Annotated in this window: 28 protein-coding genes; 21 read left to right on the top strand and 7 right to left on the bottom strand. The window is 62.7% G+C overall.

From position 1 onward, the window contains the following. Positions 1-24 precede the first annotated feature (24 nt). From Q4543_RS09415 to Q4543_RS09355, 13 genes are all read left to right on the top strand, one after another. Complete coding sequence (locus Q4543_RS09415) at positions 25-1,227, top strand: DUF1566 domain-containing protein (RefSeq protein ID WP_303437647.1); 1,203 nt, start codon at positions 25-27, stop codon at positions 1,225-1,227. Between the two features lie 24 nt (positions 1,228-1,251). Further along, positions 1,252-2,271 carry a YHYH protein gene (locus tag Q4543_RS09410; protein ID WP_303437646.1) on the top strand — a complete coding sequence of 340 codons (1,020 nt, stop codon included), beginning with the start codon at positions 1,252-1,254 and terminating at the stop codon, positions 2,269-2,271. Further along, positions 2,237-2,878, top strand: a complete 642-nt coding sequence (locus Q4543_RS09405; RefSeq protein WP_303437645.1) for a hypothetical protein — start codon at positions 2,237-2,239, stop codon at positions 2,876-2,878. The genes Q4543_RS09410 and Q4543_RS09405 overlap by 35 nt, the downstream gene beginning before the upstream one ends. Before the next feature lie 277 nt (positions 2,879-3,155). Next, positions 3,156-3,689 carry a ricin-type beta-trefoil lectin domain protein gene (locus tag Q4543_RS09400; protein WP_303437643.1) on the top strand — a complete coding sequence of 178 codons (534 nt, stop codon included), beginning with the start codon at positions 3,156-3,158 and terminating at the stop codon, positions 3,687-3,689. Positions 3,690-4,410: 721 nt separating this feature from the next. Then, complete coding sequence (locus Q4543_RS09395) at positions 4,411-5,226, top strand: creatininase family protein (protein ID WP_303437641.1); 816 nt, start codon at positions 4,411-4,413, stop codon at positions 5,224-5,226. Continuing rightward, the gene (locus Q4543_RS09390; RefSeq protein ID WP_303437639.1) at positions 5,223-5,996 is read left to right on the top strand and encodes an ABC transporter ATP-binding protein; all 774 of its coding nucleotides are present in this window, start codon (positions 5,223-5,225) and stop codon (positions 5,994-5,996) included. The genes Q4543_RS09395 and Q4543_RS09390 overlap by 4 nt, the downstream gene beginning before the upstream one ends. Next, positions 5,974-6,825, top strand: coding sequence for an ABC transporter permease (locus Q4543_RS09385; RefSeq protein WP_303437638.1), 852 nt, complete (start codon positions 5,974-5,976; stop codon positions 6,823-6,825). The genes Q4543_RS09390 and Q4543_RS09385 overlap by 23 nt, the downstream gene beginning before the upstream one ends. Next, the gene (locus Q4543_RS09380) at positions 6,815-7,987 is read left to right on the top strand and encodes an amidohydrolase family protein (RefSeq protein ID WP_303437636.1); all 1,173 of its coding nucleotides are present in this window, start codon (positions 6,815-6,817) and stop codon (positions 7,985-7,987) included. Before Q4543_RS09385 ends, Q4543_RS09380 begins: the two co-directional genes overlap by 11 nt. Further along, positions 7,984-9,351: an FAD-binding oxidoreductase gene (locus Q4543_RS09375; protein ID WP_303437634.1), complete on the top strand. Its 1,368-nt coding sequence runs from the start codon at positions 7,984-7,986 to the stop codon at positions 9,349-9,351. Before Q4543_RS09380 ends, Q4543_RS09375 begins: the two co-directional genes overlap by 4 nt. 20 nt (positions 9,352-9,371) lie before the next feature. After that, entirely contained in the window at positions 9,372-10,361 is a 990-nt protein-coding gene (locus Q4543_RS09370) for an ABC transporter substrate-binding protein (protein WP_303437632.1), read from the top strand. An 11-nt stretch (positions 10,362-10,372) separates the two neighbouring features. Then, a complete protein-coding gene (locus Q4543_RS09365) occupies positions 10,373-10,966 on the top strand; it encodes an NAD(P)H-dependent oxidoreductase (protein WP_303437630.1) in 594 nt (197 codons plus the stop codon). Positions 10,967-10,975: 9 nt separating this feature from the next. Continuing rightward, positions 10,976-11,428 carry a RidA family protein gene (locus Q4543_RS09360; RefSeq protein WP_303437628.1) on the top strand — a complete coding sequence of 151 codons (453 nt, stop codon included), beginning with the start codon at positions 10,976-10,978 and terminating at the stop codon, positions 11,426-11,428. Continuing rightward, on the top strand, positions 11,425-12,066 hold the full coding sequence (locus Q4543_RS09355) for a TetR family transcriptional regulator C-terminal domain-containing protein (protein WP_303437626.1): 642 nt from the start codon (positions 11,425-11,427) through the stop codon (positions 12,064-12,066). The genes Q4543_RS09360 and Q4543_RS09355 overlap by 4 nt, the downstream gene beginning before the upstream one ends. A gap of 43 nt (positions 12,067-12,109) precedes the next feature. On the opposite strand, the gene Q4543_RS09350 is transcribed toward Q4543_RS09355, so the two are convergent. The 4 genes from Q4543_RS09350 to Q4543_RS09335 form a co-directional block, all read right to left on the bottom strand. Continuing rightward, the gene (locus tag Q4543_RS09350; RefSeq protein ID WP_303437624.1) at positions 12,110-12,754 is read right to left on the bottom strand and encodes a DsbA family protein; all 645 of its coding nucleotides are present in this window, start codon (positions 12,752-12,754) and stop codon (positions 12,110-12,112) included. Then, positions 12,751-12,897 (bottom strand): hypothetical protein, encoded by a 147-nt coding sequence (locus Q4543_RS09345; RefSeq protein ID WP_303437623.1) that lies wholly within the window; start codon positions 12,895-12,897, stop codon positions 12,751-12,753. Before Q4543_RS09345 ends, Q4543_RS09350 begins: the two co-directional genes overlap by 4 nt. A gap of 75 nt (positions 12,898-12,972) precedes the next feature. Beyond that, positions 12,973-14,178: a multidrug effflux MFS transporter gene (locus Q4543_RS09340; RefSeq protein ID WP_303437622.1), complete on the bottom strand. Its 1,206-nt coding sequence runs from the start codon at positions 14,176-14,178 to the stop codon at positions 12,973-12,975. A gap of 338 nt (positions 14,179-14,516) precedes the next feature. Next, complete coding sequence (locus Q4543_RS09335; RefSeq protein WP_303437621.1) at positions 14,517-15,395, bottom strand: LysR substrate-binding domain-containing protein; 879 nt, start codon at positions 15,393-15,395, stop codon at positions 14,517-14,519. Positions 15,396-15,492: 97 nt separating this feature from the next. Between Q4543_RS09335 and Q4543_RS09330 the strand changes: the two genes are divergently transcribed. Then, positions 15,493-16,197, top strand: a complete 705-nt coding sequence (locus Q4543_RS09330; protein ID WP_303437620.1) for an SDR family oxidoreductase — start codon at positions 15,493-15,495, stop codon at positions 16,195-16,197. Next, positions 16,187-16,438 (top strand): DUF6552 family protein, encoded by a 252-nt coding sequence (locus tag Q4543_RS09325; protein WP_303437618.1) that lies wholly within the window; start codon positions 16,187-16,189, stop codon positions 16,436-16,438. Before Q4543_RS09330 ends, Q4543_RS09325 begins: the two co-directional genes overlap by 11 nt. Before the next feature lie 108 nt (positions 16,439-16,546). Here Q4543_RS09325 and Q4543_RS09320 read toward each other — a convergent pair whose 3' ends face one another. Further along, entirely contained in the window at positions 16,547-17,437 is an 891-nt protein-coding gene (locus tag Q4543_RS09320) for an AraC family transcriptional regulator (RefSeq protein ID WP_303437616.1), read from the bottom strand. A 165-nt stretch (positions 17,438-17,602) separates the two neighbouring features. Between Q4543_RS09320 and Q4543_RS09315 the strand changes: the two genes are divergently transcribed. Both Q4543_RS09315 and Q4543_RS09310 read left to right on the top strand, forming a co-directional pair. Further along, positions 17,603-18,550 (top strand): SDR family oxidoreductase, encoded by a 948-nt coding sequence (locus Q4543_RS09315; protein WP_303437615.1) that lies wholly within the window; start codon positions 17,603-17,605, stop codon positions 18,548-18,550. 79 nt (positions 18,551-18,629) lie between these two features. Then, entirely contained in the window at positions 18,630-19,136 is a 507-nt protein-coding gene (locus Q4543_RS09310) for a hypothetical protein (protein WP_303437614.1), read from the top strand. Positions 19,137-19,447: 311 nt separating this feature from the next. Here the strand turns inward: Q4543_RS09310 and Q4543_RS09305 are convergent, their stop codons facing one another. Next, positions 19,448-20,518, bottom strand: a complete 1,071-nt coding sequence (locus Q4543_RS09305) for an alcohol dehydrogenase family protein (RefSeq protein WP_303437613.1) — start codon at positions 20,516-20,518, stop codon at positions 19,448-19,450. Positions 20,519-20,588: 70 nt separating this feature from the next. On the opposite strand from Q4543_RS09305, the gene Q4543_RS09300 reads away from it, so the two are divergent. Next, positions 20,589-21,110, top strand: coding sequence for a TetR/AcrR family transcriptional regulator (locus Q4543_RS09300; RefSeq protein ID WP_303437612.1), 522 nt, complete (start codon positions 20,589-20,591; stop codon positions 21,108-21,110). A 173-nt stretch (positions 21,111-21,283) separates the two neighbouring features. On the opposite strand, the gene Q4543_RS09295 is transcribed toward Q4543_RS09300, so the two are convergent. After that, positions 21,284-21,865 (bottom strand): TetR/AcrR family transcriptional regulator, encoded by a 582-nt coding sequence (locus tag Q4543_RS09295; protein ID WP_303437610.1) that lies wholly within the window; start codon positions 21,863-21,865, stop codon positions 21,284-21,286. 551 nt (positions 21,866-22,416) lie between these two features. Between Q4543_RS09295 and Q4543_RS09290 the strand changes: the two genes are divergently transcribed. From Q4543_RS09290 to Q4543_RS09280, 3 genes are read left to right on the top strand one after another with little or no spacing between them, the layout of a single operon-like run. Continuing rightward, complete coding sequence (locus Q4543_RS09290; protein WP_303437608.1) at positions 22,417-22,896, top strand: FAD-dependent oxidoreductase; 480 nt, start codon at positions 22,417-22,419, stop codon at positions 22,894-22,896. Further along, complete coding sequence (locus tag Q4543_RS09285; protein WP_368502154.1) at positions 22,893-23,498, top strand: FAD-dependent oxidoreductase; 606 nt, start codon at positions 22,893-22,895, stop codon at positions 23,496-23,498. The genes Q4543_RS09290 and Q4543_RS09285 overlap by 4 nt, the downstream gene beginning before the upstream one ends. Before the next feature lie 50 nt (positions 23,499-23,548). Further along, a complete protein-coding gene (locus Q4543_RS09280; protein WP_303437607.1) occupies positions 23,549-23,797 on the top strand; it encodes a hypothetical protein in 249 nt (82 codons plus the stop codon). Positions 23,798-23,857: the final 60 nt, after the last annotated feature.

Raw genomic sequence — 23,857 nt, 5'->3', positions numbered from 1 at the left:
TTCTCCGCAAGGAAAGGTATCCCGATGATCTGCGGCACCCGACTGTTTTCGATGACCGTACTGTTCGCGCTTTGTGTCCAGCCCGCCCACGCTCAGGGCCTTACCTATCCGGTGGTCGACACGATGCAGGACAGCTGCTTTGATCTCGTTGGTGATGCGATCCCCTGCCCCGCCGAGGGCGAGCCCCTTCATGGACAGGATGCCCAATACACGCTGACCCCGGCCTCCTATACCGATCTGGGCGACGGCACAGTTCTGGACAACAACACCGCGCTTGTCTGGCAGCAGACCCCGCAAAAGGACCGCCTTCAGTACGCCGACGCGCTTGGCTATTGCGCCGCTCTGGAACTGGGCGGGCGCACGGACTGGCGCGTGCCGTCGATCAAGGAGCTCTATTCGCTTGCCGACAATCGCGGCGAGCTGCTGACCCCCGAGCAAGGCGAGCCGACCCCCTACATCGACACCAGCGTCTTTGATTTTTCCTATCCCGACGGGCGGATGGCCTTTGCCGGCCAGTACTGGAGCTCGACGCTTTATATCAAGGGGCCAGTCCAGAATGGCCGCAATCAGGCCGCTTTCGGGTTCAACTTTGCCGACGGGCACATCAAGGCCTATGGCACCGGGCTTGATTTCTACACCGGCGCGGCGGCCAGCGGCGGATTGCCCGGCCAAGACGGCAAGACACCGGGCAATTTCGTGCGCTGCGTCAGCGGCGATGAAGGCGTCTACGGTGTGAACGCCTTTACCCCCAACGGCGACGGCACGGTCAGCGACGAGGCCACCGGCCTGATGTGGCAGCAGGCCGATGACGGCATCCGCCGCGAATGGGCCGAGGCGCTCGCCTATTGCGAGGCGCTTGATCTGGCCGGCCATGACGACTGGCGCCTGCCGTCATCCAAGGCGTTGCAAAGCATCGTCGATTATCGCCGCACCGGATTTCCCGCGATCGACCAGAGCGTGTTCGACATCACCGAGGATTCCGAGACGCTGGATTACTGGACCAGCACCACCTTTGGCGACTGGAAGAACTACGCCAATGTCATCGCCTTCGGCAAGGCGCTTAGCAAGTCGGGCGATCAGACGGACTATACCGACTGGCACGGCGCAGGGGCGCAACGCTCGTCGATCAAGACCATCGTCGGTCAGGAAATGACCGAAGACACCACCTGCTCGGTCAATGCCTGTGATTACAATCGCTCCGACAACCTCGTGCGCTGTGTGCGCTGACAGGCCGTCAGGAAAGGTTGATAGATGATCCCCAGCCCCCGCATGATCGCAAGATCCGTTCTGCCCGCCCTGATGCTGACCGCCCCGGCGGCGCAGGCGCAAACCGAGGCCGAAACCGCAAGGTTCGACCAGCTTGTCGCCCGGTTTCAGACAGCGACCATCGTCGGCGTGCCAAGCATCGCCGACTGCATCCTGTCCGGCGGAACCAAAAGCCTGTGCTTCAAGATCACCACTGTGGCGGCACCGTCTGACCATATCACCGGCCCCTTCTGCCCGCGCACGATCAGTGACACCGCCGAACAGGGCGGGACATGGTTCGTCGATGGCAAGGTCCGCGACGTGGACGGCGCGTTCATTGCCAATCTCGCCGAGATATATGGCGACGATGCCTGGCAGATGTATGACCCGGAAACCGGCGAGATCTATCGGCGCGGCGAAGAGATCGGCTGCATCGTCGCGGGCGATCCGCACAACGAGACCGGCCAGCCCGACAATATCTGCGTCGATTGCGAGCTGGGCTATATCGGCACCACCGTCACCCAGACCTATTTCATCCCGCTGACGCCTGTCGCCGCGACTGACATCAGCGGGCGCATCGGCCCGGACTCCGGGATCGGGCTGGCGTTCAACGGGGTAAAGTTCGATGCCCCCGCCCCGATGGACCTGATCCTTGGCGGGCACACGCTTGGGCCGTTCGATGATTGCACCGGGCATATCAACCCGCATACCGGCTATCACTACCACGGCGTCACCGACGGCTGCGGTGCGCGGATTTCGGCAGATGTCGACGGGCATGCCGACATGATCGGCGTCGCCATGGACGGCTTTGACATTTATGCCCGCCTTGGCGCGGATGGCGCAGAGCCGGACGATCTTGATGCCTGCCGGGGCCATGATGCGGATGGGCTGGGCTATCATTACCACGTGAACGCAGCGGCGGAAAATCAGGTGATCGGGTGCTTCACCGGGCAGACCGGATGCAGCACCGGCGATCCGGATGCGATTTGCGATGCCTCCGCCCGGCGCGGCCCGCCGAGACCATGATCAATCCCCCGTCAGGAGTCCCCCGACGAACCGCAGCCTCACCGCAGCAGGGGCGCTTTGCCTCACCGCCAGCGCCCTGAGCGCCGAGACCTATTCCGCCGATGTCTGGGCCGACAACTGGTTCGAGATGCGCGTCAACGGGGCGCAGGTCGCCGAAGACAGCGTGCCGATCACCACCGAGCGCTCGTTCAACGCCGAAAGCTTCACCTTCGAGGCCGAGCGCCCCTTTACCATCGGCCTCGTCGCCAAGGACTTCATCGAGAACGACACCGGCCTCGAATACATTGGCACGCGGCGCCAGCAGATGGGCGACGGCGGCGTGATCCTGCAGATCACCGACGCGCAAGGCACCCCCGTCGCGCTCAGCAATGCCGACTGGCAATGCCACGTCATCCACACCGCCCCGCTCGACAAGTCCTGCGAGAACGAGGCCAGCCCGGTTGCGGGCGAAGGCGTCTGCGCGTTTGACATCTCGGAAGATGCATTCTGGCTGCACATTCGCAGGCCATCATCAGGAAATGGACCGCGCGCGCATGTCACTGACCACCAAGATATTCCTCGCCATCGCCGTCACCGCGGCGCTGGTGGACCCGAAAATGGGGTATAACGATGTTGCGTGGACCAAGGGCGCGGATTTCATCTGGGGGCCGGATCTGGAGCAAAGCAACACGGTTCTGTGTCGCCTGACGGTCAAATGAGCCTGCCGATACACGCCGCCGCGCGGGGCGCATCCGCGATTGGTGCGGGCTTTCGTGCCGAACGCCGCTTCGGTCAGCATGCGCCATCACCGGCGGCGGGCTGTCACACCGTCGAAACGCAGGACCGCCGATGCCACCTGTAGGCGCGGCCCATCAATCAAAGACCCCATCGCAAGGACTTACGCCATGATCAGACACGCCGCTCCTTCCGCCGCAATCGCCGCCCTGCTCATTGCCGGAATGGCGCAAGCCAACACTGTCGAGGTCTATTTCGTCGACCCGCTCGACAATCTTCAGAACGGCGATTGCGACGATATTTCCGGGGGTCAGGGCGCGCAGGCAGACCCTTCCGCCGGATTGCAGGGCCACACCTGCAACAGCCCGTCCGGCGAGATTTTCGTCGATCAGGGCTTTGGGCCATACCGGTTTGCCGATGGCATCTTTTATATGCCGGAGGTCGACGCCTGCATGCATGCGCCTTCGACACAGCCCGGCACGGCGCTGGAGCTTGTGAGCTGCGACGGCTCTGAGGCGCAAAGCTTCACCTTTTCCGGCGCGGGCACGATCACACCCGCCGCCGCGCCGCAGGTCTGCGTGACCCTCGGCGCAGACACACGCTTTGGTCGCAGCGAGGAAAACCAGATCAAGGCCATGACGCTTGAGCCCTGCTCCAACGGGCTGGCCGCCTTTCAGATTTGGAGCAACCGCAGCGCCGAATGAACCGCAAGCCCTGCGGGTCGCATCCGAAGGCTCTACAAGCCGCCTATGGCGAGGCCATGCCGAAGATCTGCGCAAGACAATAGCGCAGGCCCTGCCGGGCGCGCAGGACGGGATTTGATCCGTCGCAGTCTGTCAGGGCCGCTTGGACGGGGCTCCACCAGGTTGATCGCCAAGCTTTGCAACTGGCGGGGGGCAGTCCCCGCCGAACGGGCACTTGCGAACCGGTTTAGTCCGCGCCCAAGGGGGCGCTCGTTTTGCGCGGCCGCTCCGAGAAAGAGCCCTCCAATGTGAAATGTTACGGTCCGACCTTGGCACATTGATGCCGACGAAAGCGGCTTCGGCATCACCGCGCTGCTTACTCTGAATGGCGCGACGTCTTGGGAAAGACCGTTCCGGCTCGGGATCGGGCCGGCTCACATGGCGTCATCCGCCCGCCCGCTTTCTTCCGCAGGCTGAAGACTGAATAGACCGTGCGCCTGAAAACAGCCCTCGCCCCCGGTGTTACGCCTAAATGCCGAGCACTCAGACGAACCAATCCACATAAGCAAACCATTTGGTTTGACTATTCACACCACCCTGTTGCCTTCTATGACTGACCAGCGAGGGTCTGATGCCGGATTCGTTCACCAGCAAGCGTGTTCGGCGGGTGCCAGCGCCAGTTTACAAGGTTCCGTGGGCCTCATCGCTCGGTGTGACCAATCCATGACGAGCGAGGACTGACATGCAGCACCGATTTTGGACGCATTATACGGCACGTGATTTTGCAGCCCTCGACCGCGAGAGCCTGATTGCGGTGCTTCCCATCGGCGCGATCGAACAGCACGGGCCGCATTTGCCCCTGTCGGTGGATCAGGCGATTGTCGACGGCATCGTCGCGGCGAGCGCACCGCTGATCCCCGATGATGTCCCGGCGCTGTTCCTGCCGACCATGCCGGTCGGCAAATCGACCGAGCATTCCGCATGGCCCGGAACGTTGACCTTTTCCACGCAAACGCTGATCTCGATCTATACCGAGATCGGAGACAGCGTGGCGGCTGCGGGGGTGCGCAAACTGGTGTTCCTGAACTCTCACGGCGGGCAGATCGCGGTGATGGATATCGTGGCGCGCGATCTGCGGATCAAACACAACATGCTGACGGTCGGGGCGAACTGGTTCGCCATGGGCCTGCCCGAAGGCCTGCTGACGCCCGAAGAAGAGCGCTTTGGCATTCATGCGGGGGATATGGAAACCTCGGTGATGCGGGCCTTGCACCCTGATCACGTGCAGATGGAACATGCCCGCGATTTCCCGGCGAAGGCGGCGGAACTGGCGGGCAAGTTCAAACATCTGGGATTGTCGGCGGCAGGCAAACTGGGCTGGCAGGCACAGGACATGAACGCCGCAGGCGCTTGCGGCGACGCGAGCATAGCGACAGCCGAAAAGGGCGAGGCATTCATTCAGCACGCCGCCGAGCAGATCGTCACCCTGCTGCAGGAAGTGCACGCAACGCCGCTGTCGTTCCTGGAGACCGAGGCAGACCCGGAGGCCCACGCATGAGCACTCCCATCATACGGATGGATCGCGTCACGCGGCGCTTCGGCAAGGATGTTCTTGCCGTCGACAACATGTCGATGGACATCGAGGCCGGCGAGTTCATCAGCTTTCTAGGCCCGTCGGGGTGCGGCAAGTCCACCGCGCTCAAGATGATCGCCGGTTTGCTGCCGGTCAGCGCGGGCACGATTGACATCGCAAGGCCGTCGGACGCGTCGGAACAAGACCTTGCTTTCGTGTTTCAGGAACCAACCCTGATGCCTTGGGCCACGGTGTTCGACAATGTCTACCTGCCGCTGCGGCTGGCCGGTGTGAAACGCGCCGAGGCCATGCCGCGGGTGATGGCGATTCTGGCCGAGGTCGGGCTGACGAAATTCGCCAAAACCTATCCGCGCGCCCTGTCCGGGGGCATGAAGATGCGGGTGTCGATCGCGCGGGCCATGGTCACGCGCCCCCGCATCTTGCTGATGGATGAACCCTTCGCGGCGCTGGATGAAATGACGCGCTCGAAGCTGAACAGTGATGTGGTGCGACTGGCCAAGGAACACGGGCTGACGGTGATCTTTGTCACCCACTCGGTGTTCGAAGCCGTCTACCTGTCGAGCCGCATTGTTGTCATGGCGGCCCGCCCGGGGCGCGTTGCCGCCGATATCCCGATGCAAACGCCATGGCCGCGCGACGAAAGCTGGCGCACCAGCGTCGAATTCTCTGCCGTCGCACAAAGCGTTTCGGAAACGTTGAAAGGGACATTGCATGTCGACGACCTTGACCACTGAAGACACGGATGCGCCGATCAACACCGAACAGCAAAGCCGCGAGAAACGGGACCGTCTGCTGTCATGGCTGATGCCGATTGTCATGCTTGGGGCGGCCATCGGCTATTGGGAATGGGCGGTCTGGTATTTCGAGGTGCCCCATTACCTGATCCCCGCGCCCAGCCGGATCGGGCAAACCCTGATCACCGATGGCCCATCCCTGATGGTCTCGGCGTGGTTCACCGTAAAGCTGACGCTCTTGTCGCTGCTGCTGGCGGTGGTCGGCGGCGTGGCGCTTGGCGCGCTCTTTGCCCTGTCGCGCACCGTCGAGATGAGCCTGTTTCCCTTTGCCGTCATCTTGCAAGTGACGCCGGTGGTGGCGATTGCGCCGCTGATCCTGATCTATGTGCATTCCACCTTTGCCGCCTTGCTGATCTGCGCGTGGATCGTGGCCTTCTTCCCGATCCTGTCGGGCACCGTGATCGGGCTGCGCTCGGCGGATCACAACCTGCGCGATCTGTTCACGCTGTATCGCGCCACGCCGTGGCAACGCTTGCGGTTCCTGTTGGCCCCGTCCGCCTTGCCGCAGTTCATGTCGGCGCTCAAGGTCGCCGGTGGTCTGGCATTGATCGGCGCCGTGGTGGCGGAATTCGCCGCCGGGGCTGCGGGCCAGAACACCGGGCTTGCCAGCCGGATCATCGAATCGTCGTTCCGAAGCGAGATCCCGCGCATGTTCGCGGCCCTCGTTCTGGTGTCGCTGCTGGGCATCGTGATCTTCCTGCTGACCTCGTGGGCCTCTCGCCGCGTGCTTGGCCACTGGCATGAAAGCGAGCTGCGCCGTGAGCATTGATCTTTCTTGCATCGACCTCAACGGTGAGACGGTCAGCCTGAGCCTGCGGGACGGCCGGATCGCGGCGATAACGCCGACACAAGGCCCGGCCACCGCCGTTGCCATGCCGCTGCCGGTCGATCCGCATGTCCATCTCGACAAGACCTTTACGATCAGCCGCTGCACAGGCATCAAGCCCGGCCTGTTCGGAGCAATCGATGCCTGCCACGCCGACGCGGATCACTGGACGGAAGACGATCTGCGCAGCCGCGCGTCCAAGGGCCTCACAGAGGCCTACGAAAATGGCCTGAGCGCGCTGCGCAGCCATGTGGACTGGGTACAGCCCGAGCCCCCGCTGGCGTGGTCCGTGCTCAACCAGCTTGCCCGCGACTGGCAGGGAAAACTCTGCCTGCAGCTTGCCGCGCTTGTCCCTCTGGATCTGCTCAGCGACGAAGAGTCGGGGCGCCGGATCGCCCGGCGGGTTGCCGCGGATGGCGGTGTTCTGGGCTGCTTTGCCTATTGCAACGAAGACCTCGACGCCAAGCTCGAAAAGGTCTTTCGGCTTGCCGAGCATCACGGGCTGTCGCTGGATTTCCATGTCGATGAGGGGCTGTCCATCGACGCCTGCGGGTTCGATACGATTGTCGCCCTGACGGCGAAATACGCGATGTCGGGCCGTGTGCTTTGCGGGCATGCCTGTTCGCTGTCGATCCGGTCAGAGGATGATGTGGCCCGAGTGATGGAGGCAGCCGCGAGGGCGGGCACCGCCCTGACCGTTTTGCCGACGACCAATCTTTACCTGCAGGACATGCAACAGGGGCGCAGCCCGCGGCTGCGCGGGCTGGCTCCGATGCAAGAGCTGCGCAATGCCGGGGTGAATGTCGTGCTCGGGGCGGACAACGTCGCGGACCCGTTCTATCCGCGCGGCTGTTACGACGCGATCGACACGCTTCGTCTGGCCTGCCTTGCCAGCCACCTTGACCCGGCTGACTGGGTGGGCGCGATTTCATCCAATGCCGCGCTGGCCATGGGGCTTGCCACCAGTGAGCTGACCGTGGGGGCGCCCGCCGATTTCCTGCTGATCGGCGGCACCGACTGGGGCGATGCCCTGCGCACCCCCCGCGCGGCCCGCCGGGTGATCCGCGCCGGGCAAACTCATTCCACAGAAAAGGACGCAGCATGAGCGTTTCCGCAGAGCGCATCGCCGCATTCCGCGCCGATATTGGGGGCATCGCCTGTCAGGATCAGCAGCGGGTGCTCGAGGTCAAGTCCAAGGACTATTACTGGTACTCGCAGATCCTGACCGAACAGCTGGACGGCAAGCTGGGGCAGATCGTGGTCTTGCCCACCACCGAAGAGCAGGTGATCACCGTCGCCGCCGCCGCGGCGAAACACCGTATTCCCGTCACCGTACGCGGTGGCGGCACCGGCAACTACGGGCAATGCGTTCCGATGCAAGGCGGCATTATCCTTGATGTGACCAAGCTCAACCGGGTGCTGGAAATTTCGCAGGGTCGCGTGATCTGTCAGGCCGGCGCGCGGATCGAAGCGGTGGAAACCGCTGTGGCCGAGACCGGCCAGATGCTCACCATGTTCCCGTCGACCAAGCGGCTGGCGACGATCGGCGGCTTCATGTCGGGCGGCTCTGGCGGCATCGGATCGTTGCGCAACGGCATGCTGCGCGATGGTGGCAACGTCAGCTATGTGCGGGTCGTCACGGTCGAGGAAACCCCGCAGGTGATCGAACTGCGCGGCCCCGATATCCTCAAGGTGCAGCACGCCTATGGCACCAACGGCATCATCACCGCGATGGATTATGCGCTGATGCCCGCGGTTGACTGGCAGCACACGATTGCCTTGTTCGATGGCTATGACACCGCGCTGGCCTGTGCCACGGATGCGCAGGAAGATGGGATCGATGCCTATCTCATGACCGTGGTCGAGCGCCGTTTCGCGCGGTTCTACAAGCGGCTCGAAGGGGTTTTCCCGTCTGATCGCGACGCGGTGTTCGCGATGATCGCACCATCGGATGCCGAAGCCTTTGCCGCCAAGGTCGCGGCGCATGGCGGCACGGTGACGGTGTCCAAATCGCTGCATGATCTTGAAGCGGCAGGGCTTCCCGCGACGTGGGAATGCGGCTGGAACCACACCACGTTGCAGGCGCTGAAGCATGAGCGCGGCGAGTGGACCTATCTGCAGGTGGCCTACCCGCGCCCGTTTGACCCCGCTATCGCGCTGCGCCAGCAGGAACGTTACGGTGAAGAGCTGTATTTCCACCATGAGATGGCGCGGATGGATGGCGATATCCAGATTTTCGCCCTGCCCATCCTGCGCTGGACCAGCCGCGCGCGCACCTACGAGATCATCGACGAACTGGAGCGTCTGGATGGCTGCACGGTGTTCGATCCGCATGTGATCACCATCGAGGATGGCGGCATGAAGGAAATCGATACCGCACAGATCGACTTCAAGAAACGCGCAGACCCGCACGGATTGATGAACCCCGGAAAAACACGGGGATGGACCGCCGACATGGCACAAGACTGACCCGGATTAGGACAATGGACATGATGAAGAACTGGCTCCTCGCGGCCGTGAGCGCGACCCTCGCCACAGGCGCTGCCGCGCAAGACAAGGTCGTTTTCGCGACGAACTGGCTGGCTCAGGGCGGCCACGGCGGGTTTTATCAGGCGCTGGCGGACGGCACCTACGAGGAATTCGGCCTCGACGTCGAAATCCAGCAGGGCGGGCCGCAGGTCAACAACCGACCGATGCTTGCCGCCGGGCGCATCGATTTCCTGCAAACAGGAAACCTGCTGCTGTCTTTCGACAACGTGCGCAACGGCATTCCGACGGTGGTGGTTGCGGCCTATTACGAAAAGGATCCGCAGGTTCTGATCGCCCATGAAGGCCAGTACGAAGGCTGGGACGATCTGGCGAGCGCCCCCGAAGTGCTGATCGGCAAGGATGGCCAGTTCAGCTTCTGGCAGTGGATGACCGCCTCGCAGGGCTTTAGCGACGAACAGCTGCGCCCCTATGGCTACAACCTTGCCGGCTTCCTCAATGATGAAAAGATGGTGCAGCAGGGCTACGCCACCTCCGAGCCGCTTTATGCGGAAAAACAGGGCGCGCCGGTCGATACCTTCCTTCTGGCGGATCAGGGGTGGAGCACCTATGCCTCGACGATCGAAGCCCGCGTCGAGATGGTCGAAGACAACCCCGATCTGGTGCAGCGCTTCATCGATGCCTCGACCATCGGTTGGTACAACTACCTTTACAATGATCCCTCGCTTGGCAACGCGGCGATCATGGAAGCCAACCCCGAGATGACCGCCGAAGGGCTGGCCGCCGAGGTCGATCAGCTGCTGGCTCTGGGCATCATCGGGTCGGGCCTTCAGTCCGAGCTCGGCATCGGTGCCATCGATCTGGACCGGGTGCAGGCCTTTTATGACACCGTGGTCGATGCAGGCATCCTCGAAGAGGGGTCCGTCGATCTGTCCAAGGTCGCCACCGATCAATTCGTCAACCACAAGGTTGGCATGGACCTTGTAAAGTAAGGGATCGGCAGATGCGCCTGCTCGTTGTCTTTTCGCACCCAAGCCAGGAAAGCTATGGCGCTGCCCTTTATGAAACCGCCTGTCGCACGTTGCGTGCGGCGGGCCACGACTTGCGCTGCCATGATCTCTACCGCGAGGGGTTCAACCCCGTCCTGTCCACCGAAGAGTGGCATGGATACCTCGACAAGACCGATCAGATCATCGCCCGGCACCCTGACCATGTCGCGGATCTGCTCTGGGCCGAAGGCATCGTGGTGATCTATCCAACATGGTACTACGGCCCGCCCGCGATGCTGAAAGGCTGGCTTGAACGGGTCTGGCTGCCCGGCATCACCTTCGAGGTGTCCGACGCCAAGCAACGCCGCCCAAAACCGAAGATGTCGCATATCCGCCTGTTCGTTGGGATCACCACATCGGGCAGCCCATGGTGGTGGATCAAGCTGATCCGCGATCCGGGCCGCAGCCTCTGGACCCGCGGTTTGCGCGTGCTGTTCAACCGCCAGTGCAAGACGGTCTGGCAGCAGCTATACAACATGAACCACACCAGCGATGCCGACCGCGCGGCATTTCTGAGGAAAGTCGAACGCCGCTTGGCGTCATTGTAGGAAAGCGTCATGTCAGACACCGCAAAACCCCTTGCCCGTTATTCCGCATGGACCCGGCGCGGCGATTTCATCTTTCTGTCAGGGGTGATTGCCGTCGACCCGCAGGCGGGAAAGATCATCACCGGCTTTCAGGATCTGCCCCCGGAAATCGGCCCGATGATCGGGCAGACGGGCGAATTTTCGGTGGATGCCAAGGACGGCCCCATCCTAGCGCAAAGCTGGTTCGTGTTCGACCGCATCCGCGCCACGATGGAGGACGCGGGCGGCACCATGGCGGATGTCTTCAAGCTGGTGCAGTATTTCCGCAATCTTGGTGATTTCCCGCGCTACAACACGGTGCGCCGGATGTTCTTTCCCGAGACGCCTCCGGTGTCGACGGTGGTCGAGGTGTCGGCGATGATGCCCTCGGAGGCGATCGTCATCGAGGTCGAAGCAACCGCTTACCTGCCGGAAAAACCGTGACCCGCCCCGATCTCGCGCAGAAACGCGCTGACCTGAAGCTTCAGATCCGGGAGGCCGCGATCAAGGAGTTTGCCGAGCATGGTCTTGCAGGCACCTCGACACAAGGGATCGCCGATCGCGCGGGCATCACCAAGAACAAGCTGCATTATCACATCGAGAGCAAGGAAGAGCTGTATCAACAGGCTCTGGACCATGTGATGACGATCTGGGCAGAGATGTTCAGCGGCATCGATTTGAATCAGGGCCCCGAGATCTTCTTGGCCGATTACATCGCCCGCAAGATCAGGTTTTCGCTGACCCACCCGGCCGAGGTGAAGATGTTCACCGGCGAAGTGATGCGCGGCGCCCCGTTCCTGCGCGAACATTGGGCCGGATCGCGCGACGTCACCCATGCCGCCGCCGCGCAGATCCAGAAATGGGTGGCGGATGGGTCGATCCGCCCCGTCGACCCGATGCTGTTGCAATTCAACATCTGGGCCGTAACAGAAGCCTATGCCGTGCTGGGCCCAGAGCTGCGGTTCATGCTGGATCTCGACGAGAGCGCGGCTCTGGACGAAGATGCCATTTGCGCCGAGGTTACGGCGCTGGTTGTACGGGGGCTGAGGCCTGACAGAGAAACGGCGCGAGCGCAGCGCTGATCCGGCGGGGTCGAAACCTTCGCCCCCGGTTCAAGGCAACCCCTCAGCCCCTCAATTCGGCAAGTTGCGACAGGATGCTGGTGTAATTGTCCACGCCCTGCGCGCCGGTCACGAGGTGCTTTTTGTCGAACACGACAGCGGGCACGCCGGTGATCCCCTGCTGTTGCCAGAACTGTTCGATGCCGCGCACGTCATTGGCAAAGCGTTGATCGTCAAGCACGGCGGCGGCCTCCGCCCGGTCCAGCCCGATTTCGCCGGCAACATCGGCCAGCACGGCATTGTCCGACAGATTGCGCTGCTCGGTGAAATGCGCGGCGAACAGCGCCAGCTTCAGATCGTGTTTGCGCCCCTGCGTGCCGGCCCAATGCAAAAGCTGATGGGTGTTGAACGTGTTGTGCATGCGCGAGTCTTTGGTCCACTGGAAATCAAATCCCAGATCATCCCCCAGCGCCTTCATCTGCTGTCGCGATTGTTCGGATTGCTCCGGCGTGCTGCCATATTTTTCGATGATATGTTCGCGGGTGTTCTGGCCCTCGGGGGGCATTTGCGGGTTCAGCTCGAACGGATGCCAGTGGATTTCATGCTCGGTGCCAGCGGCCTCCAGCGCTTGCGACAACTGCCGGTAACCGATGATGCACCACGGGCACATCACATCGGACACGATATCGATACGTAGAGGAGTGGTCATTTTTGCACGTTCCGTTCTTGGCAGCTGAGATGGCGGCTGACCGGCCCGCTGCCGGTTCGTAGATCATTGATTTCAAGCGGCAGCGCATAGGGCTTCGCCACCAGACCTGTGGTCAGATAGGTCCCCTGTTCGCCATTTTCCATAGGTTGCGCCAAGTTCGGCAGTGGAACTGGCAAAACCGGAGGGATGACAGGGCCGCTGGGTGTTGTTGGGACGCGTCAGGCGTGTTGTGGCAGTTTCCCCGCAACGAAAGGTCGATGCCGGACCATCAGCCAGAGCAGGCTGCAGGTGGTGCCGATGACAATCAGCAGGATGCCGTAGTTGCGGATCAGATCATGAGAGTTGGCCGACACGATCTGCACGCCTGCCGCCCCCATCAGGGTTCCGCTGAACTGGATCAGGGCCGCAGCCGATCCGGTATCCCTTGTTTGCTGATCCAGCAGCAGGTTCGCGCCCGGAACCCGCATGACGATCACTGAAATGGTGATCATCGCCGCCAGCGCTGCAAAGATCCACGGGGATTGCCCGCCAAGGAACAGCATCGCCGCCCCCCCGGAAAACACCACCGCAAAACAGGTCGTGATGATCGTCTGAACCGGAATGAACCGGGACAGCCGCAGGTACAGAACCGGCCCAAGCGTGGCGCAAGCGGCGTTGAAGGCGAAGATAAAGCTGAACGCCTGCTCTGACATGCCAAAACCGTCGATATAGACGTAGGCCGCGATCCCAAGGAAGGACAGCAGGCACATCGGCATCAGCGAGAACACCAGCAGCAGGTAGGCGAAACGCGGGTTCGCCAGCACCACGCCAAGGCGGTTCCATGACTTCAGCACCGGGGCGGTGGATCTCTCCACCATGGTTTCACGAAACAGCACGACAAGCCCGCCCGCGAGGCACCCGAACACCGCCAGAACGACAAACATCGCCCGCCAGGTCGCCACCTTCAGCAGGAATGCCCCCAGAACCGGGGCGACCATCGGCGCAATGATCACCAGTGACATGACCGTCGCCATGACCTTTTCGCGTTCGCGCCCGTCGAACAGATCCTTCACGATCGAAGTGCCGACAACCGTGACCCCGCCGCCCGCAAGCCCTTGCAGGATGCGAAAGACAATCAGGCTTTCGACATTGAAGGCGATGGCGCAGAGCAGGCTGGCCGAAATGTAGATCGCCAGCGCCGTGAACAGGATCGGCTTGCGCCCTGTCCGCTCGCTCAACGGCCCCCAGAACAGCATGCCAATGGCAAACGAAACCATATATGCGCCAAGCGTCAGATTGATCATCGCGTGGCTGGTCGCAAAGATCTCTGCCATGCGCGGCAGCGCCGGAAGATACAGATCCATGGTCAGAGGGGGAAACGCCCCCAGAACGATCAGCAAAAGAAGTGTTCCGCGTTTGCCCAGTTTTGGCTGATCAACGTTCATTTCAATACGTCCTGTCATGCATTGCCGGTTGTTCGGCGCGCTGTCGCCGGCCCTGTTTCCGGGGCTAGCGACGGCAAGGGTCTGTGCGGCGTCACCCGCCTGACGATTTCAGTGTCACGCACCAGCCGGGCGTGATTTGTGATCCGGATCGCATCGCCCTGCGGGCCGAATCCCTTCGGGAAATCGGCCGCCACGCCGCCCCTAGAGCCGCTGGGTTGCGCAGCTGCGCCATGCACGTCAACCCATTGATCCTGCATGCCACCCATGGCACGGCCAAAATTGACACAGGGGCGGTGCCTGCCCAAGATGATGGCTGCCACCCGCAATAAAAGCGGCGCTCAGCGCTGTTTTCCGGTTTCAGATGTCAGCCAGTCGATTGCCTCTTTCACGGCCCCCTTCGAAGCCATGTTTCGCGGTGACAGCAGGTAGAACCCCTGCGCGTCATTGGCAATAGCGTGCCCAAGCTCGATGAGCTTGGCGTCGTGAATTTCCCTCAGCACCAGAAAACGACTGACCAGCGCAACCCCTTGCCCGGACACGGCAGCATCGACCGCCAGCGCCGTCTGGCTGAGTTGCAGGCCGCGTTTGCTCTGATCGGGCGCGCCGATCTGGGCCAGCAGCTTGGGCCAGAGATCATGGCTGTCGTGTATCTTGGGCAAGCGCGACAGGATCTCCGGGTCGAGCGGCAGCGCCTGCCCCTTGACCAATGTCGGCGCGGCGACTGCGATCACCTCTTGCCGAAACAGCAATGTCGCGTCGAGCGCGGCTCCGAACGGGGGTTTGCCCTGACGGATCGCCAGATCGATGCCATCGCTGTGAAAGCTGGAAACCCGTTCCGTCGCAAGGATGCGCAGATCGATATCCGGGTGCTTTTGCGCAAAATCCGGAAGGTTGGGGATCAGCCATTTGGCGGCAAAGGTCGGCGTGACGCTGATCAGAACCTTGCCCGGCTCCGGCTTTATCTGCGCCGTGGCAGCGCGCAATTCCTCGAACGCCGCGGAGATCCTGCCGTGGTAGCGCCGCCCTGAGGGCGTCAGGGCCAGACCTTTGGGCAGCCTGTCAAAGAGCATGGTGCCCAGATGCGCTTCAAGCTGGCGCACATGTTGCGCCACGGCACCTTGCGTAACGCCCATCTCGTCGGCGGCCGCCCGGAAGCTGAGACGGCGCCCGGCGACATCAAAGGCACGCAGCCCGTTGAGGGGAGGAAGGTTCGACATCTGTCGATAGTATTTCTATCGCCAGAGGAGATCAATTCTCGTTCGCGCGGCACGTATATGTCGCCTATCTCTGCTTCCAGAGATGATGGAGATGGACATGTCAGTAGAAAAAGTAGCATTGGTGACGGCTGGTGGCAGCGGCATGGGCGCCGATGCCGCGCGCAGGCTTGCGGCGGATGGGTTCAAGGTCGGGGTTCTGTCGTCCTCGGGCAAAGGCGAAGCGCTTGGCAAAGATCTCGGCGGCTTCGGCGTCACCGGCTCCAATCTGGACATCAGCGCCCTCACCGAACTGGTCGAGGGTGCGCAGAGCCGCTGGGGCCGCGTGGATGTGCTGGTCAACTCGGCAGGCCATGGCCCCAAGGGCCCGGTGCTGGAGATCAGCGACGAAGACTGGCACCGGGGCATGGAAACCTACCTGCTGAATGTGATCCGCCCGACCCGTCTGGTCACGCCGCTGATGCAAGAGCAGAACGGTGGCGCGATCATCAACATCTCAACCTTCGCGGCCTTTGAACCTGACCCGCTTTTCCCGACATCCGGCGTATTTCGGGCCGGACTGGCGGCTTTCACCAAGCTTTATGCCGACAAATACGCCGCGCAGAACATCCGCATGAACAATGTCCTGCCCGGCTTCATCGACAGCCTGCCCGAAACCGAGGACCGCAAGTCGCGCATTCCGATGGGGCGCTATGGCCACGCCAGCGAAGTCTCGTCGCTGATCGCCTTTCTTGCATCCGACGGTGCTGGCTACATGACGGGCCAGAACCTGCGCGTTGATGGGGGGCTGACCCGTGCCGTTTGATGCCGTGGCAGCGATGCCATCGCGCGAACGCATGGTGTTCGCAGTCAAATGGGGCGCGTCGGTGCTTCAGATCCTCGGCTACGCGGCAACGGGGTTCGGCTGGACCCCGTGGAACCTGTATTTCTTCATCGTCGGTGTGCTTGGCTGGTTTGCGGTCGGGGTATTGTGGAAGGACAACGCCTTGATGCTGGTCCACATCGTCGCCTTGGGCGGTATGATTGCCGGTATGGCGAGCGGTTGAGGCAAGCCGACGCGGCGGCCCGCCGGGCGCTGCCGCCTTGGCCCCTGCCAGAGAGGTCAGCGTTTCACCTACCGTGCGGCGTCAGCCCCCGGAAATGAGACCGATGTGTCACCCCATGCCGACCGACAGATGCTGCGCGTGGCTCCATTGCCTTGGGGATTGCCCGTAAAGGCGTTTGAATTCCCGACTGAACTGCGAAGGGCTTACATAGCCGACATCCAGCGCCGCCTCGCTCACACTCATGCCACCGGCGATCTTCATGGCGGCCTTGTTCAGCCGCATGGATTTGACGAACTGGATCGGCGACATGGTGGTGGCCTGCTTGAACTTGCGGTGAAGCACCGCGCGGCTCATGCCGACCTGCACGGCCATGTCATCGATAGTGACGGGCTCGTTCAGCCGCGTGGACAGATAGGCGATCGCCCGCGCCACTTCGTTGCCGACGCCATAGGCGCGCCGCGCCGACCGTCCCGCCTCGCCCGTCAGGACGGCATAGCACAGTTCCCGCAGCCGCCCAGCGCCCAGCACCGCCAGATCAGTCGGGGTTTCAAGCTGCAAGAGCCGCAGCAGCGCCTCGGTAAAGGCGTCGTCCCACTGCGCAAGGGCAAATCCCTGCGGCAGCGCCCCGCCCTCTGGCCTGCGGATCGCCCCGGACGCGCTTTCCATCTCGATGGCCAGTTCGGTCATGACGCGCGCATCCAGCGCGATATAGACCCCAAGCAGCGGATTATCGACTGAGGCTTGCGGGATGCCCGCCTCGATTGGCATCGACATCGGGCAGCACATGTACCGGCTGGCATCGTAGACATGCGACTTGCCATCCAGAATGGCCTCCTTGACGCCGCCAAGGATCGCCACGACGCAGGGCTCGACCACCGCCGGAGCGCAGCGCATCGGCTCGCTATAGCGGAAAAGCTGCACGCCTTTCACCCCGGTTTCCACCATGCCATCGCCGCTGATCCGGGCTTGGACGATTTGCGTGATCTGATGCTTGCTCATGGCGCCCACCAAGCACCGGAAAAAGCGACATTGCAACAGGGACGATACAATCAGGCAAGTATCCGCGAGGATCGCGCCTGTTTCCGCCCCTGCCAACTATCTATCTGTCAGGTCAAGACGAAGGCAGCCCCTTCGCACAGCCACATTTCCAAAAGGACCCACGACATGGCAGACACCACATTCGGACCGAAAGGCTGGACGCCCGAGCGCCTCGGCCCGCAGGCAGGCAAGACCTATCTCATCACCGGCGCCAATGCCGGAGCCGGGTTTCAGGCCGTGCGGATTCTTCTGTCGAAGGGGGCACGGATCGTGATGCTGAACCGCAGCGCCGAGCGATCGAGTGCCGCCATCGCCAATCTGAAACAGGACTTCGGTGCCGGGGCCGAGGTGAGCTTTGTGCGCATGGACTTTTCCGATCTCGCCAGCGTGCGCGCGGCGGCGACAGAGCTGCTCGACACCGTGCCGCAGATCGACGCGCTGATCTGCAACGCCGCCATTGCGCAGGTGCCGACGCGGAAACTGACCGTGGACGGTTTTGAAAGCCAGCTTGGCACCAACCATTACGGCCATTTCTTGCTGTGCGGGATGCTGTTCGATTGCATCGAAGACTCGAAGGGTCGGATCGTGGTCGTGGCCAGCCTTGGCTACAAGATGGGGCTGCGGACGATCCGCTTCGATGACATGAACTGGGACAAGGATTACAGCGCCAATCCCGCCTACAGCCAGAGCAAGCTGGCGCAGATGATGTTTGCCTACGAGTTGCAGGACCGGGTAAAATCCGCAGGCAAACACGTCGATATCCACGTCTGCCACCCCGGATCGTCGGCGACCTCGTTGATCAGCACCAGCGCTGGGCTGATGACGCGGATCATCTGGTGGCTGATGACCAAGACGCCACTGGTGCAAAGCGCCGAACAGGGTGCCTATCCCGAAGTCATGTGCGCAACCGAAACCGGGCTGGAACAGCGCGCGCTTTATGGCCCCACGGGCCGTATGGGCTTCACTGGCCCGGTCGGCAAAGGCCCGCTGGAACCCTACGCCCACGACAAGCCCGTTATGGTCAAGCTGTGGGAGCGCTCAGAACAGGACACCGGGTTCAACTGGAACCTGTAAGGCTGTCATGACCGGGCAAAGACGGGGCCAAGCGCTGGCCATCATCCTCAGCGCCACACCTGCTGAAGAGAGGAAACCCATGGATATCTTGAAAACAGCGACGGACTGGACAAAGGCCGAGACACTCTCTTCCGTTGTCTTCATCCTTTTCGGCCTGTCCTTTCTTCTGGCAAGCTGGGGGTTCTGGCATTGGGGAAAAACCGATGTGGCCAAAGCCTATGTCATCCCGATGCTGGTTGCGGGCGGGCTGCTGCTGATCCTCGGGCTTGGGCTGTTCATTCCCAACCAGGCCCGGCTGACCAGCGTTCCACTGGCCCACAGCACCGACGCCTCGGGCTTCATCGCATCCGAGATCGCCCGCTCCGACAAGGTGTTGGACGATTACCGCATCGCCGTTTTCAGGGTGTTTCCGCTGATCATCGCGCTTTGCGCGCTGTTGATCCCCGTCCTGACGTCTGCGAACTGGCGGGCGAGCCTCATCACGACCATCGCCATGCTGGCGATCATCCTGATCGTCGACACCAACGCCAACGCAAGGATGGAAGCCTACAAAGCGCAGCTGTCCCTCGCCGCCCGGTCAGGGTGATGGGACCGACGATGCAAGAGCCGCACGGCTGCGCGAACAGAGCGTTTCGCGGACTGAGATGTTCAGGCAGGCGCTCGGCAAGCCTCTGAAATCTTGCGCCCCCCTTCTCTTTTTCAGCCAATCAACTGCCAGAGTTGGGAAGGCGCCCACTGTTCCGGACGCGATCTGCAGCCCCATTTCTAACGGCCTCTTCGCGCTCTGCCCAGACCTGTGCCTTGCGCCTCGGAAAAGCTGACCGTTTGCCGGGAACAATGCCGGACTGCGGGGCGAGGACATGGCGCTGCGTCGCCCCCTCTGCGCGTGCAATCGCGTCAGCCTGTGATCTCGATGCCGATCTTGCCCATGTGGGTTTTCCCGAGAAACGCCTCCTGCGCCGCGCGCATCTCGCGCAGCGGGTAGGTATCGGCAAGGATGGGCCGTATTTCACCCCGTTCGATGTAGCCCACAAGATCGGTGAAGACCTCCGGCGCCTGCCGGGTACTGCCGACCAGCGTCAGATCCTTGAGGTAGAGCGCGCGCAGGTCCAGCTCGACAATCGGCCCTGCGATCGCCCCCGACGCCGCGTAGCGCCCGCCAATCGCCAGCGCGTCAAGCAGCGCAGGCCAACGCGGGCCGCCAACGAGGTCCAGCACGACATCGAAGGCCTCGGCAGGCAAGGCGCCATCCCGGCTGAGAACGACATCCGCGCCGAGCGCCTCAAGCGCCGATGCCTTGCCCGGGCTGGTCACCGCCGTCACATGGGCACCGCGCCGCTTGGCAAGCTGCACCGCCGCCGAACCGACCCCGCCAGACGCGCCGGTGATCAGCACCCGCTCGGCCGTCAGCTCTGCCCGCTGGATCATGCCCTCGGCGGTCGAGAAGGCGCAGGGAAACGACGCCAGTTCGACGTCCGACAGCGGGCTGTCGATGCGCAATGCATGGGCGCTGTCCACCGTGGTGAATTGCGCGAACCCGCCGTCGCGCTCTGAGCCGAAAGTCACCAGCGCCGTTGCGTCCCCGCCCGCAGGCCGGTGCATCGGACGCACCAGCACCCGCGCGCCGATGCGAGCCTTGTCCACCCCCTCGCCCACCGCGACGATCTTGCCGCAGCAATCGGCGCCCTGAATGCGCGGAAAGCTGAGCGCACCGGACCATGCGCCATCGGCATCCGAGGTCCCGTCATAGCCCGTGGCCCCGGCAGCGTTGGTATCACAGCGCACCGCCTTGGAATACCAGCCGGTGCGGGTGTTCACATCGGTGTTGTTGAGCGCCGAAGCGCCGACCCGGATCAGCACCTCGCCCACGCCGGGGCGCGGCACCGGCACGTCTTCGCACCACTCAAGCTTGTCGAGGCCACCATGGCCGGTCAGAACCATCGCCTTCATCGTGTCGGGGAGTGTCATGGCATCGCTCCGTCAGGTAGAATGTTTACTCTACTTGCGTAGGTAGAGGGATCATTCTACACCGTCAAGCATGACCGATACTAGGATCAAGATTGCCGCCGGGCTCGAGCGCGCCTTTGCCGCCCGGGGGTTTGCCGAACCCAGCGTCGAGGATCTGCGCGACGCGGCGGGCTTCAGCCTGCGCACGCTTTACAAATACCTGCCATCGCGCGCCGACATGGTGCTGGCGGCGCTGGAGCATCGCCACACCCGTTACCTCGCGCGGCTGTTCGACGATCTGCCAGAGGCGCCAGACGTGGCACTGGATGCGCTGATCGACCGTATCGGGGCGTGGATGGCGCGCGAAACCTCGCATGGCTGCCTGTTTCACGGCGCTGTGGCGGCCGATCCGGGCAGCTCCCGACTGCGCGAGATGCTCCAGCGCCACAAGGGCGAGGTGGCTCATCGCGCCGCCGCCGCGACCGGTCTGCCCGGGCATGAGACCGAGCTGCTGATCATCATGGAGGGCCTCACACAAACTTGGTCGCTACAAGGCGACGCGGTGACCGGCGCGAAGCGGCTGGCGCACAGCCTGCGCAGGCGTGACGGTTAAGGGCTTGGCCAAACTGCAAACTGTCCGGGCGCGCCGAACGACAGCTGACGCACCTTGGCGGGGCTTCGCCGCTGAAGAATGATCCGCGCGCCCACGCCCTGTGGGTTGGACCGGGTGCGGTTGTTCAGGCGCGGGCCCGACCGGGCGGACCATCCGCGCGCGATGGGCAACCGTCAGCTGGTTGATCGGGTGATTCCGCCCCATTCCGTCGGCACGTTCGCGGTAAGCCGGGCGATGACCCCGCTCATGGTTTCGGCATCAGGGGTACATCCCGCCTCGATCCAATGCAGAAGCGTCGCAGCAACGGCCCCCGCATAGAAGCTCGCGACAAAGCCCTGAAGGTCTGCCGGAACATGTTCAAGCGGATCATTGGGGGCGTCACTGCGCAAGGCGACAAGCTGCGCACGCATGGACGCCAGCGCGTCTTGCCCCGCCTCTCCGCTCAGAATTGCGCGCGAGATATGAGGCTGCGCGGCGACGCGCTCGCAGGCAACAAGGGCGACCTGTTGCATCCAGTCTGCCTCGTCTCCTTGGCTGGAACGGGCGAGCTCGATCTGTTCGGCCATGCCAAACTGCATGCGTGCGTCAACCATGGCCCCCATGCTGTCGAAATGCCTGTACAGGGTCTGCCGACCAACGTTCGCACGTTTGGCAAGGGCGCTGACGCTGATCTCGCCAAAAGGCATTTCAGCGAGCAGCTCATCCAGCGCAGAAAACAGTGCCTGCCGGGTTCGTTCGACGCGCGGATCTGTCATGGGGCTCCTGACCAATGCTGGCTGTTCGAAAACCCTACCAATGGAACACTTGTTCCACAAGTTGCGTCACACTATATGTTAAGGTAGCTTCATCATCCTCCCGCAGCGGGCCCAGCGCCACGGCACACGCCTCGAGAGCGCAAAAGCAAGGCAAGTTACGAAAGGGACCGCACCATGACCCCCACCGGACGCCCAGACCGCGCTGGCGATCTGCGCAACGATCCTATCGTGGCGGCCATCGGCGACATCGCCGGGGCGGCCTGTGGGTTGTGGCCGGTTCCGATCTGTCTTGCGACCCAAAACGGCGCTGTCATAGCCGAAGACGAAACCGGGGGCCGCATGGCGAGCCAAGGCATTTTCACCGACAAGATGCCCGAACCCCGGCGCACCGTCGCAATAACGCCCGGCATGGGCCCTGCCCATCGACACTTTGAAGCCCCCGCCCCCCCCGCAAGCAGATGTCTTTCGGCCATATCCGCACGCCTGACATTCAGGACGCTGGCGCCCCAATTGCGCGGGAAACCGCCACAGATCAGTGAAGGATCGCAAACATGTCGAAACGCATCGCAATCATCGGGGGCGGCTATATAGGCGCGCCGCTTGCGCAGGCACTGGAACGCAGCGCCGATGTCACCCTGATCGAACCGCGCAGCCATTTCGTGCATGCCCCGGCGATGATCCGGGCGGTGGTGGATCCAGCGCTGCTGGACCGCGCCCTGATCCCCTATGACGGGCTGCTGGAAAAGGGCCGACGGATCTGCGCGCGCGCAACCGGCATCGACGCGAACGGAGTCACACTGGAAGACGGTCAGCGGGTCGAGGCCGACTGGATCATCGTCGCGACCGGCTCCTCCAACGCCATGCCGTTCAAGCCCGAAGGGGCGGACTTTGCCGGGCTGCGCGCCGACAACCAACGCATCCATGCGCAGCTCAAGGCCGCAAAGACCATCGGCATCGTCGGGGCGGGCGCCGTCGGCACCGAACTCGCCGGAGAGATCGCCAGCGCCATGCCGGACAAACAGTCACGCTGATCTCTTCGGATGCGGCGCTGTTTCCGGCTGTTCCCGGCAAGCTGGGCCGGTCTTTGGCAGACAAGCTGCGGGCGATGGGCGTGACACTGATCCTTGGCACGCGCGCAGAGACTCTGGCCAGCCTGACCGAGCCCCATGCGGGCAGTCTGACGCTGGGCGGGGTAGAGCATAGCTTCGATCTGATTTTTCCGGCGATTGGCTCGCGCGCCAATTCGCAGCTGCTGGAAAGCCTGCCGGGCGTCCAGAAATCCACGGCGCAGCGGATCAGGACCGATCCGTGGATGCGCCCGTCATCCTTGCCTAATGTCCTTGCCGCAGGCGACGTCGGCGATGCAGGTGACGCCATGACCATCGTTGCCGCCAGCCGGCAATTGCCTTGGCTGGAAAGGACGTTGAAGGCGCTGGTGCAGGGAAAGGCTCTTGAGCAGATGAAACCCTACAAGCCCTGGGGAGCCAAGGCACCGATCCTCGTACCGCTTGGCCCCGAACGCGGAAACTCTTTCCTCGTCGCATTCACCGCGGGCGACTGGGTGACCCGCAAGATGAAGGGCGAAGATCTGTTCCTGACCAAATATGGCAAGCTCATGGGCCGCAAGGGCTGATCCAGATCATCAGGATACAGGCACTGAAAGGATACCGATAGGACCGGTTCTTGAAACATGATGCGATGCATCTGCCGTTCCCGATGGAAAATCGGACGAGCTATTTTGAATGGTGGGACTTCGACGCTGAACCGGGCAGCGGCGATTATGTTCTTGTCATGTATTCCACCAATGTTCCCCGTCTGTCGCGCCGACAGCCAACGATGGGTCTGAACATTTACGCGCCCGATGGGGGTGAAATCAGCGAGCTGGGCCGCTACTCAGGTAATCCCCCCGTTTTTACGGGGGCTTGGTCGTAGAATTTATGCGGCCATTTTCAGTTTCTGGACGGGTGTCATCCCGCCGTTGCCCATGTTGGG

Source organism: Salipiger sp. 1_MG-2023 (genome assembly GCF_030547555.1).
GTDB lineage: Bacteria > Pseudomonadota > Alphaproteobacteria > Rhodobacterales > Rhodobacteraceae > Salipiger.
This window is presented reverse-complemented; position numbering and strand designations above follow the sequence as displayed.

Excerpts from the sequence above, each read along its gene's own strand:
- Q4543_RS09415 (WP_303437647.1), top strand. The coding sequence starts at position 25 with ATGATCTGCGGCACCCGACTGTTTTCGATGACCGTACTGTTCGCGCTT.
- Q4543_RS09410 (WP_303437646.1), top strand. The coding sequence starts at position 1,252 with ATGATCCCCAGCCCCCGCATGATCGCAAGATCCGTTCTGCCCGCCCTG.
- Q4543_RS09405 (WP_303437645.1), top strand. The coding sequence starts at position 2,237 with ATGCCTCCGCCCGGCGCGGCCCGCCGAGACCATGATCAATCCCCCGTC.
- Q4543_RS09400 (WP_303437643.1), top strand. The coding sequence starts at position 3,156 with ATGATCAGACACGCCGCTCCTTCCGCCGCAATCGCCGCCCTGCTCATT.
- Q4543_RS09395 (WP_303437641.1), top strand. The coding sequence starts at position 4,411 with ATGCAGCACCGATTTTGGACGCATTATACGGCACGTGATTTTGCAGCC.
- Q4543_RS09390 (WP_303437639.1), top strand. The coding sequence starts at position 5,223 with ATGAGCACTCCCATCATACGGATGGATCGCGTCACGCGGCGCTTCGGC.
- Q4543_RS09385 (WP_303437638.1), top strand. The coding sequence starts at position 5,974 with ATGTCGACGACCTTGACCACTGAAGACACGGATGCGCCGATCAACACC.
- Q4543_RS09375 (WP_303437634.1), top strand. The coding sequence starts at position 7,984 with ATGAGCGTTTCCGCAGAGCGCATCGCCGCATTCCGCGCCGATATTGGG.
- Q4543_RS09370 (WP_303437632.1), top strand. The coding sequence starts at position 9,372 with ATGATGAAGAACTGGCTCCTCGCGGCCGTGAGCGCGACCCTCGCCACA.
- Q4543_RS09365 (WP_303437630.1), top strand. The coding sequence starts at position 10,373 with ATGCGCCTGCTCGTTGTCTTTTCGCACCCAAGCCAGGAAAGCTATGGC.
- Q4543_RS09360 (WP_303437628.1), top strand. The coding sequence starts at position 10,976 with ATGTCAGACACCGCAAAACCCCTTGCCCGTTATTCCGCATGGACCCGG.
- Q4543_RS09350 (WP_303437624.1), bottom strand. The coding sequence starts at position 12,754 with ATGACCACTCCTCTACGTATCGATATCGTGTCCGATGTGATGTGCCCG.
- Q4543_RS09345 (WP_303437623.1), bottom strand. The coding sequence starts at position 12,897 with ATGGAAAATGGCGAACAGGGGACCTATCTGACCACAGGTCTGGTGGCG.
- Q4543_RS09340 (WP_303437622.1), bottom strand. The coding sequence starts at position 14,178 with ATGAACGTTGATCAGCCAAAACTGGGCAAACGCGGAACACTTCTTTTG.
- Q4543_RS09335 (WP_303437621.1), bottom strand. The coding sequence starts at position 15,395 with ATGTCGAACCTTCCTCCCCTCAACGGGCTGCGTGCCTTTGATGTCGCC.
- Q4543_RS09330 (WP_303437620.1), top strand. The coding sequence starts at position 15,493 with ATGTCAGTAGAAAAAGTAGCATTGGTGACGGCTGGTGGCAGCGGCATG.
- Q4543_RS09320 (WP_303437616.1), bottom strand. The coding sequence starts at position 17,437 with ATGAGCAAGCATCAGATCACGCAAATCGTCCAAGCCCGGATCAGCGGC.
- Q4543_RS09315 (WP_303437615.1), top strand. The coding sequence starts at position 17,603 with ATGGCAGACACCACATTCGGACCGAAAGGCTGGACGCCCGAGCGCCTC.
- Q4543_RS09310 (WP_303437614.1), top strand. The coding sequence starts at position 18,630 with ATGGATATCTTGAAAACAGCGACGGACTGGACAAAGGCCGAGACACTC.
- Q4543_RS09305 (WP_303437613.1), bottom strand. The coding sequence starts at position 20,518 with ATGACACTCCCCGACACGATGAAGGCGATGGTTCTGACCGGCCATGGT.
- Q4543_RS09300 (WP_303437612.1), top strand. The coding sequence starts at position 20,589 with ATGACCGATACTAGGATCAAGATTGCCGCCGGGCTCGAGCGCGCCTTT.
- Q4543_RS09295 (WP_303437610.1), bottom strand. The coding sequence starts at position 21,865 with ATGACAGATCCGCGCGTCGAACGAACCCGGCAGGCACTGTTTTCTGCG.
- Q4543_RS09290 (WP_303437608.1), top strand. The coding sequence starts at position 22,417 with ATGTCGAAACGCATCGCAATCATCGGGGGCGGCTATATAGGCGCGCCG.